A 19,603-nucleotide genomic window follows, 5' to 3' on the forward strand; every position below is an offset into this window, starting at 1 on the left:
ATTCTTTGGACTAATGGAAAATGGAGTCAAGCACTATGCACAAACGTGCAGAATGGAAATGGGATGACACCCTCACGCAGCTCCGACGCCCTCCGCGCGGCCCAGTTGTATTACCTGCAGGACCTGACCATGGACGCGATTGCCCGCGAGCTCCGCACGTCGCGGTCCACCGTGTCCCGCCTGCTTTCCTCGGCCCGGGAATCGGGGCTGGTGCAGATCCAGATCCGCAGTCCGCTGGACACTGGCCCCGAACTGGCAAGCATGATCCGCGCCGAATACAAGGTCGATGTGCACGTCGTTCCGGTGGTGGACACGCTGAATGAGGCGGAAACACTGGACCGCGTGGCCATGCAGGCCGCGCGCACCATCGGCCCGCTGGTCGACTCCAATGCCATCATCGGCGTCGCGTGGGGCTCCACCCTGAGCGCCGTCAGCCGGCACCTGACCCGGAAGATCACCCACGACAGCGTGATCGTCCAGCTCAACGGGGCAGGCAACATGCAAACCACAGGCATCACCTACGCCTCCGACATCATGCGGCGCTTTGGCAGCGCCTACGGGGCGCGGGTGGAACAGTTCCCGGTCCCGGCGTTCTTCGACCATGCCGCGACGAAAAGGGCCATGTGGAATGAGCGCAGTGTGCAACGGATCCTTGAGCTGCAGGCCCGCATGAGCATCGCCATTTTCGGCGTCGGCTCGGTCGACGCCGACTACCCCAGCCACGTCTACGCGGGCGGCTACCTCGACGAGGACGACCTGACGGTCCTGGCCTCCTCCGACGTCGTGGGCGACGTGGCCACGGTGTTTTTCCGCGCCGACGGCTCCTCGGACGGCATCACCCTCAACGAACGCTCCACCGGCCCGGACCTGGCGCAGCTGCGCCAGGTCCGCCGCCGGATCTGCGTGGTGTCGGGCGCCTCCAAGATCAACGGCCTGCGCGGCGCCCTTGCCGCGGGGCTGGCCACCGACCTGATCCTCGACGAGGCCAGCGCCCGGCGGCTGGTCAGCTTTGACGGCTTGTCCTGAACCGGCCCGCCGTGGGGAGTCCCGGCGGCGGAGTAGGTAAAGTCGATGCTATGAAACCCTCGCCGCGGCTCAGCCTCAACAACGGAGTACTGATCGACCAGTTGGGGTTCGGGCTCTACAAGGTGCCTCCCGCGGACGCCGCCGGGCTCGTGACCATGGCGCTGGAGGCCGGCTACCGGCACTTCGACACCGCCGCCATGTACGGCAATGAGACGGGTGTCGGCCGGGGCATTGGCTCGCTGTCGAGTTTCGTGAGCGCCGACGACGCCCGGGGCGGTTCCGGCGAGTCTTCCCCCTCCCTCTCGCGCGAGGACCTGTTCGTCACCACCAAGCTCTGGAACGACGACCAGGGCTACGACGCCACGCTGCGCGCTTTCGACACATCCATGTCCAACCTCGGACTGGAATATGTGGATCTGTACCTGATCCATTGGCCCTGTCCGCAGCGGGGGCTGTATCCCGAGAGCTACCGCGCCATGGAGACGCTGTACCGGGAAGGCAGGGCCCGGGCCATCGGGGTCTCGAATTTCCAGCCGGCCCATCTGGACCGTCTGCTGCAGACCGCGGAAGTCGTCCCGGCGGTCAACCAGATCGAACTGCACCCCTGGCTCCAGCAGGAGGAGCTGCGCACCCTGCACCGCGAGCTCGGAATCACCACCGAGGCTTGGAGCCCGCTGGGCCGCGGCCAGGTCCTGCAGGATCCGGTGGTGCTGGACCTCGCCGCCGCGCACGGCATGACCGCGGCGCAAATCATCCTTCGCTGGCATGTCCAGCTCGGCAATGTCACCATCCCCAAGGCGAGCTCGCACGCCCGGATCAAAGAAAACCTCAACGTCTTCGGTTTCAGCCTCGACGACGCCGCCATGGACGCCCTGGCCGGTCTGGAACGTGGCTTCCGCTCCGGCTCGCACCCGGACTCAGTCAACTAGGACTTATCGAATGGAACACGTGGCCACCGAGCCTTCCCCCACCACTCCCCTGTTCAGCGACGGGCTTGAGGCCCGCACCCAAGGCTCCGAGGTGGTCCTCGACGGCGCCAGGGTCGCGTACTGGACTTACGAGCCGGTCCGGGTGACGCCGGAGACCCGGACCATCCTGGTCATCCACGGCTTCCGCGGCGACCACCACGGCCTGCTCCGGGTGGCCGACCAGCTCTCCGAGATGCGGCTGATCATGCCCGACCTCCCCGGCTTCGGCAGCTCTGCCGCGTTCGAGGGTGCCGAACACAGCGTTGAGCGCTACGGCCGCTTCATCTCTGACTTTATGGGCGCCCTGGGCCTGGCGCCCGACACGGTCCTGCTGGGCCACTCCTTCGGCTCGATTGTCGCGAGCCACTACGTGGCGGCGCACCCCGGCACGGTCTCCGAGCTGATCCTGGTCAACCCGATCGCCGCCCCCGCACTGGAGGGGCCCAAGGGGCTCATGACCAAACTCGCCATCCTGTACTACGAGGCCGCCGCGCGCCTTCCCCGCCGCCTGGGGCAGGGCCTGCTGCGCAGCCAGCTGATCGTCCGGGTCATGAGCCGGACCATGGCGAAGACCCGCGACAAGCAGCTCCGCCGTTTCGTGCATGCCCAGCACAGCGCCTATTTTTCCGCATTCGCGGACCGGGAGAGCCTGCTCGAGGCGTTCAAGGCCTCGGTCGGCAGCAACGTCGCCGAAGTGGCCCGCAGCCTCACCCTTCCCGTGCTGCTGATCGCCGGGGAAAAGGACGAGATCGCCGCGCTGCCGGACCAGCGCACACTCCTGGCCCTGCTGCCGGACGGGCACCTTGACGTCATCCCCGGCGTCGGCCACCTGATCCACTACGAAACCCCGGAACCCGCCGCGGGCTTTATCCGCCGCTTCCTGAAGGACCATTCCGCGTGAAAATCCTCATCGATGCCCGTTTCACCCGGCTGGACCAGCACGACGGCATCAGCCGCTACGGTTCGAGCCTGATCGAGGCGACGGCCAAAATCGCCGACGTCTCCATGCTGATCAGCGACGTCCGCCAGCTGGCCCTGCTTCCGGACGTGCCGTACACCCTGATCAACAGCCCGCTGTCCCCGGCAGAGCTGTTCGTCGCGGGCAGGGTCAACAAGCTCGGCGCCGACATCGTGGTGTGCCCGATGCAGACCATGGGCAGCTGGGGCCGGAAGTACGCCCTGGTGCTGACCCTGCACGACCTGATCTACTACGAACACCCGGCACCCCCCGGCTTCCTGCCGGCCCCGGTCCGGGTCCTCTGGCGGCTCTACCACAAGGCGTTCTGGCCGCAGCGGCTCCTGCTGAACCGGGCCGACGTCGTCGCCACCATCAGTTCCACGACCGCCGCGCTGATCTCCAAGTACCGGCTCACCGGGCGCCCCGTCCGGATCGTCGGCAACGCCCCGCAGCACGGCCACACGCCGCGGGACCCCGGGGCGGGAGCGGACAAGACGCTCCTGTACATGGGTTCCTTCATGCCGTACAAGAATGTGGAGACCATGATCCGGGGCATGGCGGAACTCCCGGACATGACCCTGCACCTGCTCAGCCGGATCACCCCCGACCGCCGGGCCGAACTCGAAGCCCTGGCACCGGCGGGCGCCGATATCGTCTTCCACAACGGCGTGACCGACGCCGAGTACGAGGCCATGCTGGGACGCACCACGGCCCTGATCAGCCTGTCCAGGGCGGAGGGCTACGGACTGCCCCTCGTTGAAGCCATGTCGCACGGCACGCCCGTGATCGCCAGCGACATCCCGATCTTCCGCGAAGTGGGCGGCGACGCCGTCAGCTACGTCCACCCGGATTCCCCGGCGGAATTCGCCGCTGCGGTCCGGGCGCTGGAGGAACCCGACCTCTGGAAGGCCCGCTCCCGCCGCTCGGTGGAGCGCGCCGCGGACTTCAGCTGGGACGAGTCCGCCCGCAGGCTGCTGGACGTCGCCGAAGAGGCCGTGGCGCTGCGCGCACAAAACCCGGGGCACCGGAAGTAGCCCGTGCGCACCGCCACGCCGCCGAACTCGCCGGTACGCTGCCCGGTCGCCGGTTCGAAACGGCGAACCCGCAGCTAACCGGCGAACTCGGCACGCCTAGAGCACGTCGACGCCGTCGAGCCGCAGCTGGACCGGTTCGTCGGTGCGTTTGGCGGCAGCCGCGACCTTGACCGCGCGGAGCACCCGGGTGACTTGTGCGGCCTGGCCGTAGGGCATGAACAGCAGCGTCCGGACGTCCTCGTCAGCGGCCCCCGCGGCTTTCCCCTGGGATCCGGCCGGGCCGGGGGCGCCGGCCATTACGAGGGGGGCCGGGCCGGCGGTCCGCAGCGCGATCCCCTGCTGGCCCAGCTGCTGCTCGACAGCCTGGCCGAAGTGCCCGACGGCGGTCCGGCCGCCGGTGATCGACGCGACCCGGACGGCCGGGGGCAGCTGCAGTTCCTGGCGCAGGGACAATTCCCGCTGGGCGTAGCCGGCCGGGTCCCAGCGCAGCAGGGCCCCGACGCCGGCTGCGTCGTCCGCGGTGATGACCACCAGACCGCCGTCACCCGCGGGCCGGACCAGGGCCGCGGCGTTGAACCAGCGCCGGACGGCGTCCTCCCCCGCCCGCAGGTTCTCGCGCCGCAGCAGCGAATCGCCGTCGAGCAGCAGCGCCGCCGCGTAGCCGCCCTCAGCGACCGGCTCCGCGCCGACCGTAGCCACAACCAGCGCTTTCGAATCCGGAACCGTGGCCAGCACGCGGTCCCCGGACGACGTGATGACCGGCTTGCCCGGGAAGGCGCGGCCCAGTTCTTCGGCCGTACGCAGCGCCCCGGTGGCGCCGCGCCGTAGCCGGACCCCGTTGCACGTGCCGCAGCGCCACGTCGGCGCCGGCGTCGAACACCACCGGCACTGGGGCACTGCGGAGCTCCCGCTGGCCCCGGCGATGGCCAGCGGCCCGCTGCAGGCGGTGCAGCGTGCCGGTTCGCGGCAGTTTTCGCAGGCAAGCGACGGCGCGTAGCCCGCCCTGGCCACCTGCACCAGGACCGGGCCGCGTTCGAGGCCCTCCTTGGCGGCGCGCCAGGCTGCGCCCGGCAGCCGGGCAATCCTGGCCAGCGGATCATGTTCGAGTTCGTAGCTGTCAGCGGTGTTCAGCACCCGCGGAACGGTCCGGCGGACGACGGAGCGGTCCGCTTCCACCGGCCACGCCCACCCTGCCTCGATGAGGCGCTGCGTTTCGGTGCTCCGGGTGTGCCCGGCGAGCAGGCACGCGGCGCCCTCCTGCCCGGCGCGAAGCAGCAGGACTTCGCGGGAGTGGGCATAGGGTGAGCGCTGCTCGATATGCAGGTCGTCGCCGTCATCCCAGCACACCACGAGGCCAAGATTATGGACGGGCGCGTAGGCAGCGGAACGGGTGCCGACGGCAACCCCGGCAGCGCCGCTGAGGATACGCAGGAAGCTGCGGTAGCGCGGGGTCTGGCCGTCGTCCGCGGTGAGCCGGGCGACGTCCCCGGCCGGCAGGAGCTGCAGGAGGGCGGCTTCCACGCGGTCCAGGTCCCGGTAGTCGGGCACGACGACGACGGCGCCGCGTCCCGACAGGCGCACGGCGGCCACCGCCTCGGCAATTAAGCGGGGCCAGCCTCCGGGACCGTAGCCCTGGAGCGCACTGAGTACGGCCCGCGGCGACTCTCCTGCGTTCAGGTGCTGCAGGAAGGCCGCGCCGTTGCGGTACCCGGACCAGCTGGAGGCTTCCAGGCCGGCGGGGATGGCCGCACCGGCCCCATTGTCGGCCCCGTCAGCGAAGAGGTTCGGGTCCAGGATTCCGTCGGGTGCGAGGTCCTTCTCGAGTTTCGCCATCCGCGGCGGCACGGCGACGCGGAGGACGTCGCTAACGCTGCCGGCGTAGCGCGCCGCGACCCGGTAGGCCAGGTCCGCGACGGAGGCCGTCAGCACCGGGACCGGCGAGACCACTTTGTACAGCGGGACGAGGGGGTGGCCGGCGTCGGATTCCGCGACACGTTCGATCAGGTATCCGGCCAGTTCCTGGCCGTTGAACTTCACCTTCACCCGGACACCCGGCTGCGCGGCGGCGTCGAGCCCGACGGGCACGCTGTAGTCGAAGGGCCGGTCAAGGTGCGGAAGGGAGGACTCGAGCCGCACCCGGGCCACCGGAAGCCGGTCGGCGAGGGGTGGGCCCGCGGTCGCGGCTGCGGAGGCCGGGAAGCCCTGGAGCAGCGACAGCTGGAGGGGCTCGTCGGGCGCGGCGGCGCCATGGATCGGGCTCATCGCGGGGGTCCTCCCTTCAGCAACGGGTCGGTGCCGGCCCGGGAAGCGCCGGCTCAACGAAGAATAGCCAGGCCGCCGGGATCGGCGGCCTGGCTACAGCACATCACAAGGCTGTGACATTAATTCGAGACCGCAGTCCAGGACAGCAGTCCAGGACAGCATCTCCGGACAGGGACGCCTCAGGCGTTGAAGAACGCCTTCAGCGCATCCACCCGGTCCAGCCGCTCCCAGGTGAAGTCGGGATCCTCGCGGCCGAAGTGGCCGTGCGCGGCGGTCTTGGCGTAAATCGGGCGCTTGAGGTCGAGGGCATCGATGATGGCCCGGGGGCGCAGGTCGAAGATCTCGGCGATCGCGGCGCTGATCCGGGCGGGATCCACGGTCTCGGTGCCGAAGGTCTCGACGTAGGTTCCCACCGGGCGGGCCTGGCCGATCGCGTAGGCGATCTGGATTTCGGCGCGCTTCGCGAGACCGGCAGCCACCACGTTCTTGGCCACCCAGCGCATCGCATAGGCCGCCGAGCGGTCCACCTTGGACGGGTCCTTGCCGGAGAAGGCGCCGCCGCCGTGGCGGGCCATGCCGCCGTAGGTGTCGACGATGATCTTGCGGCCGGTGAGGCCGGCGTCGCCCACCGGGCCGCCGATGACGAAGGCGCCGGCCGGGTTCAGGATGTTCTTGGCCCGGGAGATGTCAAGGTTGGACAACGCCATGACCGGGTCGACGACGTGCGCGGCGAGGTCGGCCCGGAGCTGGTCCAGGCTGGCGCCTTCGGCGTGCTGGCTGGAAATCACCACGGTCTCAACCGAGACGGGCCGGTCGCCGTCGTAGCCGACGGTGACCTGGGTCTTGCCGTCGGGGCGCAGGTAGGAGAGTTCGCCGCTCTTGCGGACCTCGGTGAGCCGTTCGGAAAGGCGGTGTGCGAGCCAGATCGGAACCGGCATGTACGAGGGGGTCTCGTCGCTGGCATAGCCGAACATCAGGCCCTGGTCACCGGCGCCCTGAAGGTCGTAGTCGTCCTCCTGGCGTCCCTCGCGGGCTTCGAGCGAATTGAAGACGCCGCCGGCAATGTCGTTGGACTGCTGGCCGATCGAGACGGACACGCCGCAGCGGGCGCCGTCGAAACCGTTGGCCGAGGAGTCGTAGCCGATGCCCAGAATGGTTTCCCGGACGATCTGCGGGATTTCGACGTAGGCGTCGGTGGTGACCTCGCCGGCAACGTGGACCAGCCCGGTGGTGGCCAGGGTCTCCACGGCCACCCGGGACTCGGGGTCCTTGGTCAGCAGGGCATCGAGGATCGCATCGCTGATCTGGTCGCAGATCTTATCGGGATGTCCTTCCGTCACTGACTCGGACGTGAAGAGCCGAAGCGAGGCGGGCGTGGACCCGTGGAAGTCAGGGATGTGCAGCGGTAAAGTCACTCAACTACCTTACTGGTTGGAAAACGGTCGTCCGGCGGCGTGTGTCCCTGCGCTAAGGAGACGTTGCTTACGCCGGTTCAGGCGGGCGGGACAACCCGGCTCAGCTCGGCGCTGATGCGGTCAATCACGGCAGCCGCAACATCGGATTTGGAACCCGACGCCTCTTGGGGTTCGGAGCCGGTACGGGAAAGGATGACTACGGAGTTGGTGTCCTCGCCGAAGACCTTGTCCTGACCGACGTGGTTGACCACCAGCAGGTCGCAGGCCTTGCGGCGCAGCTTGGCCGCGGCGTAGTCCAGGACGTCGCCGTCGGCGTCGCCGGTCTCGGCCGCGAAGCCGACGATCAGCTGGTGGCGGGAGGCCGCGTCCCGGACCTCGACGAGTTCGCGCAGGATGTCCGGATTCCGGACCAGCGAGATGACGGGATCGGCGACGTCGTCGCGCTTCTTGATTTTTGTCCCGGAGACATCCGCCGGACGGAAGTCGGCGACGGCGGCGGCCATGATGATGACGTCGGAGTCGGCGGCGGCGTGCAGGGCGGCCTTACGGAGCTCCAGGGCGGTCTCAACCTTGACCACGTTGACGCCAGCCGGCGGCGGGACGTCCATGTGCGCGGCCAGCAGCCGGACCTTGGCGCCGGCATCGCGGGCTGCGGCGGCCAGCGCCACGCCCTGCTTGCCGGAGGAACGGTTGCCGAGGAACCGGACGGGATCCAGCGGTTCGCGGGTGCCGCCGGCGCTGATCGTGACGGTGAGCCCGGCCAGTGGCCCCAGCGGAGAAGGCAGCATGGCATCCGACGCCGGCAGCGGGGCCGTCGCGGGCACCGATGTTGCCCCGGCGAGGGTCAGTGCCGCTTCGAAGATGGCCTCGGGTTCCGGGAGCCGGCCCGGTCCGGAGTCGGAGCCGGTCAGCCGGCCGGAGGCGGGCTCCAGCACGGTGATTCCCCGGCTGCGGAGCGTCTCGACGTTGGCCTGGGTCGCGGGGTGCTGCCACATCTCGGTGTGCATGGCCGGGGCCATGAGCACCGGGCAGCCGCCGGCCATCAGCAGGGTGTTGCTCAGGAGGTCGTTGGCCTGGCCGGTGGCAGCGCGGGCCAGCAGGTCGGCGGTGGCGGGGGCCACCACGATCAGCTCGGCTTCGTGGCCGAGGCGGACGTGGTTGACCGTGTGCACGTCGTCGAAGACGCTGTTGCTGACCGGATGTCCGGACAGCGCTTCCCACGTGGCGACGCCGACAAAGCGCGTCGCGGCCTCTGTGGGAATGACGGTGACGTCATGGCCGGCTTCAGTAAAAAGCCGGAGGAGCGACGCCACCTTGTAGGCAGCTATCCCTCCCCCGACTCCGAGGACTATGCGCACGTGAGACCCCGCCTGCGGCTGCGTAATTACTCTGCAGGTTCGATCGGCGTGGAAACGAGCTTGCCTTCGTTGATCTCGCGCAGCGCGATGGAGAGCGACTTCTCGTTCAGCTTGGTGTCGACCAGCGGGCCGACGTACTCGAACAGGCCCTCGTGCAGCTGGGCGTAGTACGCGTTGATCTGGCGTGCGCGCTTGGCGCCGAAAATCACCAGTCCGTACTTCGAATCGGCGGCCTTCAGCAGCTCGTCGATCGGCGGGTTGATGATGCCTTCAAGGTTCGTGGACACGAATTCTCCAAATTATAACGGGCCGATACGTCCCGGCGCCTAGCGTGGGTTCGGGGTCAGCCCCATGAGTGAAACAAGCTCGTCCGCTGCCCGTCGAATGTCATCATTGATGACGGTGTGGTCAAACTCCGGTTCAGCGGCAAGTTCTAGTTTAGCGGTTTCCAGCCTCTGCTGCTGTTCTTCCACTGTTTCCGTGCCGCGGCCCACCAGGCGGCGGACCATTTCGTCCCAGCTCGGCGGCGCCAGGAAGACAAACTGGGCGTCGGGCACGGCCTGCTTGACCTGCCGGGCTCCCTGCAGGTCGATCTCCAGCAGCACCGATCGGCCGTCGGCGATCGCGGCGTCCACCGTGCTGCGGAGGGTGCCGTAGCGGTTGCGCCCGTGGACCACGGCCCACTCCAGGAGTTCGCCGTTCTCGACCAGGGAATCGAACTCCTCGGCGGACTTGAAGAAGTAGTGCACGCCGTCGACTTCGCCGGGCCGTGGGGGCCGGGTGGTCGCCGAGACGGAAAGCCAGACGCCGGGATAGTTGTCCCGGATGTAGGTGGACACGGTGCCTTTACCAACAGCCGTCGGGCCGGCGAGGACTGTCAGTCCCGGTTTGTTGCTCACATATTCCTTCGTGCGGGGTTGAGTCAGCGCGGCGGACCGGGCTGTTTGTCGTCTATAAAATCTACCAGCGCCCGGCGCTGGTGAATTCCCAGGCCGCGGACCCGGCGCGACGCCGCGATGCCGAGCTGTTCCATGATCGCCGCGGCACGCACCCTTCCGATGCCGGGAAGCGCCTCCAGCAGTTCCACGATCCTCATCCGGGCGATCGCATCGTCAGTCTCCCCGGCGCTGAGCAACTCAGAGATGGACAGCTCCCCGGTCTTGAGCCGGTCCTTGGCGGTGGCCCGCGTGGTCCTGGCGGCGGCGGCCTTGCCCAAGGCATCGGCACGCTCCTGCGGAGTGAGGGGTCGCAAACTCACTGAATGCCTCCCTGCATTGTCGGCCGGACCGCAAAACGGTCCGGCCGGACGGGCCGAACTGCACCCCGGCTGGAACCGCGGACTTGTCCTGAACCTACCGTCTCGGCCAGGCAGAAATCAATGGACAAGTTCGGCGCCGCGGTCCTTCGCGACAGCCGACGGCGGGCCGGCGGCGGCCATCTGACACGAATGGCCGCCATTCCGGGCACCATAGCGGCCACATGCGTCACATCGGTGCGCCGAAGCCCGTGATGGCGGGTCCTGCTGTACCGCGCCGCACCGTGACGAGCCGCTGTGCCGGGAATGCAGCGCGACGTCCGTGGGCTACGCTGCGCGCAGCTCCTCGAGGGTCCGCTGGGCCGCGTCCCGCAGGTCCTGGATCCGCGGGCCGGCGCCGAGGATGTCACGGCTGGACGTTCCGAGCACCTGGCCGTAGGCGCTGCCGAACGTGCGGCGCAAATCCGCGGCCGTGGCGCCCTGCGCGCCGAGGCCCGGGGCCAGGATCGGGCCGCGCACGGCGGCGAGGTCCAGGTCCAGGTCCGTGAGGGCGGAGCCGACCGTCGCGCCGACGACGAGGCCGGTGGAGCCCAGCGCCCCGCCGACCTGATCAACGCCGTACCGCCGGTTCTCCTCGGCTGCGGCCCGGACGATCCGGCGGGCCACGGAGTCCGCGCCGCCGACGTGCTGGACGGACGCGCCCTCCGGGTTGGACGTCAGCGCCAGGACGAAGACGCCGCGGCCGGTCTGGGCCGCGAGGTCCAGGGCCGGCCGGAGCGATTCGAAGCCCAGGTAGGGGCTCAGCGTGACCGAGTCGGCGGCCAGTGCGGACCCGTCCCGCAGCCAGGCGTCCGCGTAGGCGGCCATGGTGGATCCGATGTCGCCGCGTTTGGCGTCCGCGATGGTCAGCACCGAGGCGTCCGCCGCCGCCGCGAGGGTGCGCTCCAGCACGGCCATGCCCGCGGAGCCGTGCCGCTCATACAGCGCCACCTGCGGCTTGACCGCGGCAGCGAGCGAACCCACCGCCTCCAGGACGGTGAGCGAGAACCGCTCCAGCCCGGCGACGTCGTCGTTCAGTCCCCAGCCGGCCAGCAGCGCCGGGTGCGGGTCGATCCCGACGCACAGCGGACCGAGGTCCGCCATGGCCCGGCCCAGCCGGGAGCCGAAGGACTCCGTGCCGGCCGTGCCGCCGGTGGTGTTCCCCGGCGTGCCGTCAGCCGGCATTCTGCGTGACCCGTTCCTGCGCGACCCGTTCGTGCGAGGCGAACAGCGCGGCGGCGTGCTCCTGCAGGCTCGTGACAGACCACTCGTAGGTGCGCAGCGCCTCGATGGCCTGGACGGCGGCGTTGAACTCGGCCACCGTCGTGATGCACGGGATGCCGATCGACGTCGCGGCGGCGCGCAGTTCGTAGCCGTCGCTGCGTGCCTCGCCGCCCGAGGGGGTGTTGAAGACCATGTCGATTTCCCCGGCGATGATGAGGTCGGCGATGGTGCCCTCCCCCTCGGCGCTGGAGCCCTCGGCGACCTTCCGGACCGGGGTGGCCTGGATGCCGTTGCGGCGCAGCACATCGGCGGTGCCGCCGGTGGAGACGATCTCGAAGCCGAGGTCGGAGAGCCGTTTGACGCCCATGATGACCGAGCGCTTGTCCCGGTTGGCCACGGAAACGAAGATCTTGCCTTCGGTGGGCAGCGCGTTGTTGGCGGCGGCCTGGCTCTTGGCGAAGGCGGTGTCGAAGTGCTTATCGATGCCCATGACCTCGCCGGTGGACCGCATTTCCGGGCCGAGCAGCGAATCCACCACCTTGCCCTCCGGGGTGCGGAAGCGGCTGAACGGCAGCACGGCTTCCTTGACCGAGACCGGGGCGTCCAGCGGCAGCGTGGAGCCGTCGCCGGTTGCCGGCAGCATCTTGTAGGCGGTGCGGAGCTGGTTGACGGTGACGCCGGTGCCGATCAGGGCAGCCGCCTTCGCCATCTGCACGCCGGTCGCCTTGGAGACGAACGGCACCGTGCGGGAGGCCCGGGGGTTGGCTTCCAGGACGTAGAGCACGTCGGAGGCCAGCGCGAACTGGATGTTGATCAGGCCGCGGACCCCCACGCCCTCGGCGATCGCCAGCGTCGCGGCGCGGACGCGCTCCAGCACGTTGTTGCCCAGGGTGATGGGGGGCAGGACACAGGCCGAGTCGCCGGAGTGGATGCCGGCTTCCTCGATGTGCTCCATGATGCCGCCGAGGTACATCTCGGTGCCGTCGTAGAGGGCATCGACGTCGATTTCGACGGCGTCCTCGAGGAAGCGGTCGATCAGCACCGGGTGCTCGGTGGTGATCTCCGTGGCGTTGGCGATGTAGCGCGAGAGGTTGGGCTCGTCGTAGACGATCTCCATGCCGCGGCCGCCGAGCACGTAGGACGGGCGGACCAGGACCGGGTAGCCGATCTCGTCGGCGATCTTCTTGGCGTCCTCGAAGGACACCGCGGTGCCGTTCTTCGGCGAGATGAGCCCGGCCTTGTCCAGCACCCGGGAGAAGGCGCCGCGGTGCTCGGCCAGGTCGATGGCTTCCGGGGAGGTGCCGAGGATCGGCACGCCGGCGTCGGCGAGCTGCTGGGCGAGCTTGAGCGGGGTCTGGCCGCCGAGCTGGACGAAGACGCCCATCACGCCGCCGGTGCGCTCCTCGGCCGCGATGACCTCGAGCACGTCCTCCAGCGTGAGCGGCTCGAAGTACAGCCGGGTGGAGACGTCGTAGTCGGTGGAGACGGTTTCCGGGTTGCAGTTGACCATCACGGTCTCGTAGCCAGCCTTGCGCAGCGCCATCGAGGCGTGCACGCAGGAGTAGTCGAACTCGATGCCCTGCCCGATCCGGTTGGGGCCGGACCCGAGGATGATGATGGACGGTTTGGCGTGCAGCGCCACCTCGTCCTCCTCGTCGTAGGAGGAGTAGTGGTACGGGGTGTACGCGGCGAACTCGGCGGCACAGGTGTCGACGGTCTTGTACACCGGGCGGATGCCGAGGGCCTGCCGGACGCCGCGAACGACGTCCTCGGAGTTGTGCGTCAGGGCGCCGATCTGCTCGTCGGAGAAACCGTGGCGCTTGGCACGGGTCAGCATTTCCGGGGTCAGGGCGGCGGCCTTGCGGATCTCGACGGAGATCTCGTTCAGCAGTTGGAGCTGGTCCAAGTACCAGGGGTCGATCTTCGTTGCCTCGAAGAGCTGCTCCACGGTGGCGCCGCCGAGCAGGGCCCGCTGGACCTGGTGCAGGCGGTCCGTCGTCGGCCGCTTGGACTTCTCGATCAGCTCCGCGACTTCCCATTCCGGGACGTGGCTGAAGTCCAGCTGGGAACCCTTCTGTTCCAGGGAGCGCAGCGCCTTCTGCAGGGCCTCGGTGAAGTTCCGGCCCATGGCCATGGCCTCACCCACCGACTTCATGGTGGTGGTCAGGGTGGGGTCCGCCGCCGGGAACTTCTCGAAGGCGAAACGCGGGACCTTCACGACGACGTAGTCCAGGGTCGGCTCGAAGGACGCCGGGGTCTTCTGGGTGATGTCGTTCGGGATCTCGTCGAGGGTGTAGCCGAGGGAGAGCTTGGTGGCGATCTTGGCGATCGCGAAGCCGGTGGCCTTGGAGGCCAGGGCGGAGGAGCGGGAGACGCGCGGGTTCATCTCGATCACGACGACGCGGCCGGTGTCGGGCTCGACGGCGAACTGGATGTTGCAGCCGCCGGTGTCGACGCCGACTTCGCGGATGACGGCGATGGAGATGTCCCGCAGCCGCTGGTACTCGCGGTCCGTCAGGGTCAGGGCCGGGGCAACGGTGATGGAGTCGCCGGTGTGCACGCCGACCGGGTCGAAGTTCTCGATGGAGCAGACGACGACGACGTTGTCGTTCTTGTCGCGCATCATCTCGAGCTCGTACTCCTTCCAGCCCAGGATGCTCTCTTCGAGCAGCACCTCGGACGTGGGGCTGTACTGCAGCCCCTGGCCGACGATCCGGCGGAGGTCGTTCTCGTCGTAGGCGAGGCCGGAGCCCAGGCCGCCCATGGTGAAGGAGGGCCGGACCACCATCGGGTAGCCGAGGTCCTCGGCGGCGGCGAGGGCCTCGTCGATGGTGTGGATGATGTGGCTGCGGGCCGATTCGGCGCCGCAGCGCTCCACGACGCCCTTGAACTTTTCGCGGTCCTCGCCCAGCTCGATCGCGGCGATGTTGGCGCCGATCAGCTCGACGTTGTACTTCTCCAGCACGCCGTTCTTGTCCAGCGCGATGGCGGTGTTGAGTGCGGTCTGGCCGCCCAGGGTGGGCAGGATCGCGTCCGGGCGTTCCTTGGCGATGATCTTCTCGACCACCTCGGGGGTGATCGGCTCGATGTAGGTGGCGTCGGCGAACTCCGGGTCGGTCATGATGGTGGCCGGGTTGGAGTTGACGAGGATGACGCGGAGGCCTTCCTCCTTGAGGACGCGCAGTGCCTGGGTGCCGGAGTAGTCGAATTCGGCGGCCTGGCCGATCACGATCGGGCCGGAACCGATGACCAGGACGCTCTTAAGGTCAGTTCTCTTGGGCATTACTTCGTGTCCTCAGTCTGGGAGTCGGTGGCAGTCTTTGTCTTTGAAGAAGCAGTGTCCGCCATCAGCTCGATGAAGCGGTCGAAGAGGTAGGCGGCGTCGTGCGGCCCGGAGGCGGCCTCGGGGTGGTACTGCACCGAGAAGGCCGGGATGTCCAGGCACGACAGGCCTTCGACGACGTCGTCGTTGAGGCTCACGTGGCTGACCTCGACGCGGCCGAAGCGCTCCTCGGGGGCCTGTGTGGCGCCGTCGAGCGGGGCGTCGACGGCGAAGCCGTGGTTCTGCGAGGTGATCTCGACCTTGCCGGTGCGGCGGTCCATCACGGGCTGGTTGATGCCGCGGTGGCCGTAGCGCAGTTTGTACGTGCCGAAGCCCAGGGCGCGGCCCAGGATCTGGTTGCCGAAGCAGATGCCGAAGTACGGGATCTTCTCGTCCAGGACCGAGCGGAGCAGCTTGACCTGGTTGTCGGCGGTGGCGGGGTCGCCCGGGCCGTTGGACATAAAGAAGCCGTCGGGGTTGACCGCCTGGACGTCGGCCAGGGTGGCGGTGGCCGGCAGCACGTGCACCCGGACGCCGCGCTCGGCGAACCGGATCGGGGTCATCCGCTTGATGCCGAGGTCGATCGCGGCGATGCTGAACCGCGGCGCGCCGTCCCAGCCCCAGTCCTTGGGCTCGACGGTGTAGGCCTCGTCGACGCTGACCTCCTCGGCCAGGCGTGAGCCTTCCATCGGGGCACTCGCCAGGACGGTGTCCACGAGTTCCTTGTCCGTGGCGCGGACGGCGTCGCCGGAGAAGATCCCGGCGCGCATGGTCTTGTGTTCGCGCAGGTGGCGGGTGATGGCGCGGGTGTCCACGCCCTGGATCCCGACGATCCCCTGTTCGACCAGTTCCTCGTCCAGGGAACGTTCGGAGCGCCAGTTGGAGGGCCGGCGGGCGGCGTCGCGGACGATGTAGCCGGCCACCCAGATCCGGCGGGACTCGGCGTCGTCCTTGTTCACACCGGTGTTGCCGATGTGCGGGGCGGTCTGGACCACCAGCTGGCGGGCGTAGGAGGGGTCCGTGATGGTCTCCTGGTAGCCGGTCATGCCGGTCGCGAACACGGCCTCGCCGAGGGCGGTGCCGGTGGCGCCGTAGCTGGTCCCGCGGAAGATCCGGCCGTCCTCGAGCACGAGGGCTGCCGGGGTGGATACTGCTGCGGAAGATGTCATTTGGTTGGGGTCCGTCACGTTGTTACTTTCCACTATCGGCATTGGCCTGAGGGGCCGCGGGGATCAAATCTTGCACGGCGTTGAGGAGGGAGGTTTTGTCATCGGCGTGCCGGGTGCGGAAACCGGAGTCCAATTCGCGGCTGCCGAGCATCCAGCTGAGCACCAGCAGCCCGTCCTTTTCGACGAACTTGCCGGCCATGCCGCTTTCCTGCCGCACACCGGTGAGGCTGGCCGCGGGGATGAAGACCGGGCCGGCGCCGGAGCGGTCGAACAGCACACCCTCCGGGTGGACGCTGAGTTCGGCGTTGGTGCGGATGCCCAGATTGTGCACGGCGATGCGGTCCAGCCAGTCGCCGGCGGTGGTCGAGGCCACGTACTGGCCGTCGGCGACCGCCACCGCCGCGCCCAGTTCCGCCGGGATTTCCGGCAGCGGGTCGACGTCGGCCTGGCGGCGCAGCCGGTTCCGCCAGCCGAGCCAGATCAGGGCCAGCGCGACGCCGATCAGAACCAGGGTGAGCAGCAGCGACAGTTCCTTGACCATCAGTTGCTGCCTGCCGCTGCGGTGCCGGGGGTCGCCGGCGTTTCGGGGAGCCAGCGGTACGGGGTGTTGAGTTTGCCGTCGAGGACGGTGGGGTGGCCCTTGAAGAACGTCGCCACCACCTTGCCGGGGAGTTCCCGGCCGGCAAACGGAGAGTTACGGCCCATGGTTGCCATCTTAGAAGGGTCCACGGTCCAGCGCGCAGCCGGGTCCACGAGTGTGACGTTGGCGGGTTCGCCGGCGTCGAGCGGGCGTCCCTGGTCCTCCAGCCGGCCGATCGCGGCGGGAGCGGTGGAGGTGACACGGGCGAAGTCCGCCCAGCCCATCAGCCCGGTTTCGATCATGGTGTGCTGCACGACGGACAGCGCCGTTTCCAGCCCGGTCATGCCCATGGCGGCCTGGGCCCACTCGCATTCCTTGTGCTCGCTCGGGTGCGGGGCGTGGTCGGTGCCCACGACGTCGATCGTGCCGTCGGCCAGGGCGGCGCGCAGGGCCTGGACATCGGCGTCGGTGCGCAGCGGCGGGTTGACCTTGTAGACCGGGTCGTAGCTGCGGGCGAGCTCGTCCGTGAGCCAGAGGTGGTGCGGGGTGACCTCGGCCGTGACGTTGACGCCGCGGGACTTGGCCCAGCGGATGATCTCCACGGATCCGGCCGTCGAAACATGGCAGACGTGCAGGCGCGAGCCCACGTGCTGGGCGAGCAGCACGTCGCGGGCAATGATGCTTTCCTCGGCGACGGCGGGCCAGCCGGTGAGGCCGAGGACGGCGGAGACCTCGCCCTCGTTCATCTGCGCCCCGGCGGTGAGCCGCGGTTCCTGCGCGTGCTGGGCCACGACGCCGTCGAACGCCTTGACGTATTCCAGCGCGCGGCGCATCAGGACGGGATCGTGGACGCAGATCCCGTCGTCGGAAAAGACCCGGACGCGGGCGCGGGAGTCGGCCATCGCGCCGAGCTCGGCAAGCTGCTCGCCCGCGAGGCCGACGGTGACGGCGCCGACCGGGCGGACGTCCACCCAGCCGGCGGTGCGGCCGAGGGTGAGGACCTGTTCGACGACGCCGGCGGTGTCCGCCACCGGGGTGCTGTTCGCCATCGCGTGCACGGCCGTGTAGCCGCCCAGGGCCGCGGCGCGGGTGCCGGTCTCGACCGTTTCGGCGTCTTCGCGGCCGGGTTCGCGCAGGTGGGTGTGGATGTCCACCATGCCGGGCAGGGCCACGAGCCCGGCGGCCTCGATGACGGTCGCGCCGTCGGCCGGCAGGTTCTGCCCGCGTTCGGCGATGATCCCGCCGCGGATCAGGAGGTCTTCAGGGGCTCCGCCGAGGATGGCGGCGCCGCGGATCAGGTAGGCGCCGGTGCCTGCATCCTGTTGCTGTGATGCCATTAGTGGCTCTCCTTGGTGACGTGGGCGGAGGTGGTCTCTGCGGGGGTGGAATGGGTGGAGTTCGCGTGGTGCGCCGGTTCGCGGTTGTCGCCGGAGAGCAGCAGGTAGAGGGCTGCCATGCGGATGGACACGCCGTTGCGGACCTGGGCCAGCACCGTGGAGCGGGGCGAGTCGGCGGCGGCGGAGGAGATCTCCAGGCCGCGGTTCATCGGCCCGGGGTGCATGATGATGGTGTCCTTGAGGCCCAGGCTGTCCAGGGCACGGAGCCGGTTGTCGTCGAAGCCCCAGCGCCGCGAATATTCGCGGGTGGTGGGGAAGAACGAGGCGTTCATCCGTTCGCCCTGCACGCGGAGCATCATCATCGCGTCGACGCCCCGGGCAAGGGTCTCGTCGAGGTCGTAGCTGACGCTGCACGGCCACTTTTCGACGCCGATCGGCAGCAGCGTCGGCGGGGCGACCAGGGTGACCTCGGCGCCAAGGGTGCGCAGCAGCCAGACGTTGGAACGGGCCACCCGGGAGTGCAGCACGTCCCCGGCAATCGCGACCCGCATGCCGGTGAGATCGGCGCCCGTCGACGGCGTGCCGGCCAGCCTGGACCAGTGCCGGCGCATGGTGAAGGCATCCAGCAGCGCCTGGGTGGGGTGTTCGTGGGTGCCGTCGCCGGCATTGATGACAGCGGCGTCGATCCAGTCCGTGGCGGCGAGCCGGTGCGGGGCGCCGGAGGCCCAGTGCCGGATGACGACGGCGTCGGCTCCCATCGCTGAGAGCGTCTGGGCCGTGTCCTTGAGGGATTCGCCCTTGGAGACGGAGGAGCCCTTCGCGGCGAAGTTGATGACATCCGCGGAAAGCCGTTTGGCAGCGGCCTCGAAGGAGATCCGGGTGCGTGTGGAGTCCTCGAAGAACAGGTTCACGACGGTGCGGCCGCGCAGGGTGGGAAGCTTTTTGACCTCGCGCTCCCCCACGGCCGCCATTTCCTCGGCGGTGTCGAGGATGCGGATGGCGTTGGACCGGCTCAGGTCTTCGGTGGAGAGCAGGTGCCTCACGCGGTGGCCTCGATAACCACTTCGTTGACGGGTTCGCCGTCGACCGTGTCGGTTTCGGCGAGCCGGACGCGGACCTTTTCGGAAGAGGAGGTGGGGAGGTTCTTGCCGACGTGGTCCGCGCGGATGGGCAGTTCCCGGTGTCCGCGGTCGATCAGCACCGCGAGGCGGACGATGCGCGGGCGGCCGAGGTCGATGATCGCGTCGAGGGCGGCGCGGATGGTCCGGCCGGAGTACAGGACGTCGTCAATGAGCACCACAACCTTGTTGTCGATGCCGGTGCGGGGAAGCTGGGTGGGATACGGCGGGCGCATCCCCTGGTGCGAGAGGTCGTCGCGGAACATGGTGACGTCCAGCTGGCCTACGATCGCGGCGGGGTCCACGGTGGGGTCGGCGGCGGCAATCTTGGCGGCGAGCCGGACGGCGAGGGGGTAGCCCCTGCGCGGGATGCCCAGCAGGACCAGGTCCTGGGAGCCCTTGTTGGACTCAAGGATTTCGTGGGCGATACGAGTGAGTGCACGGTCGATGTCCGCCTGGTTGAGTACCACTCGGGTGAGTACCACCTTGGCCGGAACCGGTGCTTCTGGAACAGAAGTCAACGCTCGTCTCCCCTTTC

Annotated in this window: 17 protein-coding genes; 4 read left to right on the top strand and 13 right to left on the bottom strand. The window is 69.0% G+C overall.

The features are described from left to right. Positions 1 to 63 precede the first annotated feature (63 nt). Genes ABIC21_RS10310 through ABIC21_RS10325 form a run of 4 tightly spaced genes read left to right on the top strand, consistent with a single transcriptional unit; the run spans position 64 to position 3,986 of the window. A complete protein-coding gene (locus ABIC21_RS10310; RefSeq protein ID WP_354170783.1) occupies positions 64 to 1,026 on the top strand; it encodes a sugar-binding transcriptional regulator in 963 nt (320 codons plus the stop codon). A gap of 50 nt (positions 1,027 to 1,076) precedes the next feature. Further along, the gene (locus tag ABIC21_RS10315) at positions 1,077 to 1,955 is read left to right on the top strand and encodes an aldo/keto reductase (RefSeq protein WP_354350303.1); all 879 of its coding nucleotides are present in this window, start codon (positions 1,077 to 1,079) and stop codon (positions 1,953 to 1,955) included. Between the two features lie 10 nt (positions 1,956 to 1,965). Beyond that, complete coding sequence (locus tag ABIC21_RS10320; protein ID WP_354350304.1) at positions 1,966 to 2,895, top strand: alpha/beta fold hydrolase; 930 nt, start codon at positions 1,966 to 1,968, stop codon at positions 2,893 to 2,895. After that, positions 2,892 to 3,986: a glycosyltransferase family 4 protein gene (locus tag ABIC21_RS10325; protein WP_354350305.1), complete on the top strand. Its 1,095-nt coding sequence runs from the start codon at positions 2,892 to 2,894 to the stop codon at positions 3,984 to 3,986. The genes ABIC21_RS10320 and ABIC21_RS10325 overlap by 4 nt, the downstream gene beginning before the upstream one ends. A 96-nt stretch (positions 3,987 to 4,082) precedes the next feature. Here ABIC21_RS10325 and ABIC21_RS10330 read toward each other — a convergent pair whose 3' ends face one another. The 13 genes from ABIC21_RS10330 to pyrR all read right to left on the bottom strand — a co-directional run bounded on the left by ABIC21_RS10330 (position 4,083) and on the right by pyrR (position 19,586). Further along, positions 4,083 to 6,248, bottom strand: coding sequence for a primosomal protein N' (locus ABIC21_RS10330; RefSeq protein WP_354350306.1), 2,166 nt, complete (start codon positions 6,246 to 6,248; stop codon positions 4,083 to 4,085). Between the two features lie 179 nt (positions 6,249 to 6,427). Next, positions 6,428 to 7,663 (bottom strand): methionine adenosyltransferase, encoded by a 1,236-nt coding sequence (gene metK / locus ABIC21_RS10335; protein WP_354350307.1) that lies wholly within the window; start codon positions 7,661 to 7,663, stop codon positions 6,428 to 6,430. A 77-nt stretch (positions 7,664 to 7,740) separates the two neighbouring features. Continuing rightward, positions 7,741 to 9,021: a bifunctional phosphopantothenoylcysteine decarboxylase/phosphopantothenate--cysteine ligase CoaBC gene (gene coaBC / locus ABIC21_RS10340; RefSeq protein WP_354350308.1), complete on the bottom strand. Its 1,281-nt coding sequence runs from the start codon at positions 9,019 to 9,021 to the stop codon at positions 7,741 to 7,743. Positions 9,022 to 9,047: 26 nt separating this feature from the next. After that, a complete protein-coding gene (rpoZ, locus tag ABIC21_RS10345) occupies positions 9,048 to 9,308 on the bottom strand; it encodes a DNA-directed RNA polymerase subunit omega (RefSeq protein ID WP_011692102.1) in 261 nt (86 codons plus the stop codon). Positions 9,309 to 9,347: 39 nt separating this feature from the next. Beyond that, complete coding sequence (gmk, locus tag ABIC21_RS10350) at positions 9,348 to 9,920, bottom strand: guanylate kinase (protein WP_354350309.1); 573 nt, start codon at positions 9,918 to 9,920, stop codon at positions 9,348 to 9,350. 23 nt (positions 9,921 to 9,943) lie between these two features. Beyond that, the gene (gene mihF / locus ABIC21_RS10355) at positions 9,944 to 10,279 is read right to left on the bottom strand and encodes an integration host factor, actinobacterial type (protein WP_354350310.1); all 336 of its coding nucleotides are present in this window, start codon (positions 10,277 to 10,279) and stop codon (positions 9,944 to 9,946) included. 324 nt (positions 10,280 to 10,603) lie between these two features. Beyond that, the gene (gene pyrF, locus ABIC21_RS10360) at positions 10,604 to 11,500 is read right to left on the bottom strand and encodes an orotidine-5'-phosphate decarboxylase (RefSeq protein ID WP_354350311.1); all 897 of its coding nucleotides are present in this window, start codon (positions 11,498 to 11,500) and stop codon (positions 10,604 to 10,606) included. Further along, positions 11,490 to 14,822, bottom strand: coding sequence for a carbamoyl-phosphate synthase large subunit (gene carB, locus ABIC21_RS10365; protein WP_354350312.1), 3,333 nt, complete (start codon positions 14,820 to 14,822; stop codon positions 11,490 to 11,492). Before carB ends, pyrF begins: the two co-directional genes overlap by 11 nt. Next, positions 14,822 to 16,072, bottom strand: a complete 1,251-nt coding sequence (gene carA, locus ABIC21_RS10370; RefSeq protein ID WP_354350313.1) for a glutamine-hydrolyzing carbamoyl-phosphate synthase small subunit — start codon at positions 16,070 to 16,072, stop codon at positions 14,822 to 14,824. The genes carB and carA overlap by 1 nt, the downstream gene beginning before the upstream one ends. Next, positions 16,053 to 16,571: a PH-like domain-containing protein gene (locus tag ABIC21_RS10375; protein WP_354350314.1), complete on the bottom strand. Its 519-nt coding sequence runs from the start codon at positions 16,569 to 16,571 to the stop codon at positions 16,053 to 16,055. The genes carA and ABIC21_RS10375 overlap by 20 nt, the downstream gene beginning before the upstream one ends. After that, positions 16,571 to 17,947: a dihydroorotase gene (locus ABIC21_RS10380; RefSeq protein ID WP_354350315.1), complete on the bottom strand. Its 1,377-nt coding sequence runs from the start codon at positions 17,945 to 17,947 to the stop codon at positions 16,571 to 16,573. The genes ABIC21_RS10375 and ABIC21_RS10380 overlap by 1 nt, the downstream gene beginning before the upstream one ends. Further along, on the bottom strand, positions 17,947 to 18,990 hold the full coding sequence (locus ABIC21_RS10385; protein ID WP_354350316.1) for an aspartate carbamoyltransferase catalytic subunit: 1,044 nt from the start codon (positions 18,988 to 18,990) through the stop codon (positions 17,947 to 17,949). The genes ABIC21_RS10380 and ABIC21_RS10385 overlap by 1 nt, the downstream gene beginning before the upstream one ends. Continuing rightward, positions 18,987 to 19,586: a bifunctional pyr operon transcriptional regulator/uracil phosphoribosyltransferase PyrR gene (gene pyrR, locus ABIC21_RS10390; RefSeq protein WP_354350317.1), complete on the bottom strand. Its 600-nt coding sequence runs from the start codon at positions 19,584 to 19,586 to the stop codon at positions 18,987 to 18,989. The genes ABIC21_RS10385 and pyrR overlap by 4 nt, the downstream gene beginning before the upstream one ends. Between the last annotated feature and the right edge of the window lie 17 nt (positions 19,587 to 19,603).

This window comes from Pseudarthrobacter sp. PvP090, from assembly GCF_040547365.1.
Taxonomy (GTDB): Bacteria; Actinomycetota; Actinomycetes; order Actinomycetales; family Micrococcaceae; genus Arthrobacter.

Coding starts and splice junctions, on each gene's coding strand:
- ABIC21_RS10310 (WP_354170783.1), top strand. CDS start 64: ATGACACCCTCACGCAGCTCCGACGCCCTCCGCGCGGCCCAGTTGTAT.
- ABIC21_RS10315 (WP_354350303.1), top strand. CDS start 1,077: ATGAAACCCTCGCCGCGGCTCAGCCTCAACAACGGAGTACTGATCGAC.
- ABIC21_RS10320 (WP_354350304.1), top strand. CDS start 1,966: ATGGAACACGTGGCCACCGAGCCTTCCCCCACCACTCCCCTGTTCAGC.
- ABIC21_RS10330 (WP_354350306.1), bottom strand. CDS start 6,248: ATGAGCCCGATCCATGGCGCCGCCGCGCCCGACGAGCCCCTCCAGCTG.
- pyrF (WP_354350311.1), bottom strand. CDS start 11,500: ATGCCGGCTGACGGCACGCCGGGGAACACCACCGGCGGCACGGCCGGC.
- carB (WP_354350312.1), bottom strand. CDS start 14,822: ATGCCCAAGAGAACTGACCTTAAGAGCGTCCTGGTCATCGGTTCCGGC.
- carA (WP_354350313.1), bottom strand. CDS start 16,072: ATGCCGATAGTGGAAAGTAACAACGTGACGGACCCCAACCAAATGACA.
- ABIC21_RS10375 (WP_354350314.1), bottom strand. CDS start 16,571: ATGGTCAAGGAACTGTCGCTGCTGCTCACCCTGGTTCTGATCGGCGTC.
- ABIC21_RS10380 (WP_354350315.1), bottom strand. CDS start 17,947: ATGGCATCACAGCAACAGGATGCAGGCACCGGCGCCTACCTGATCCGC.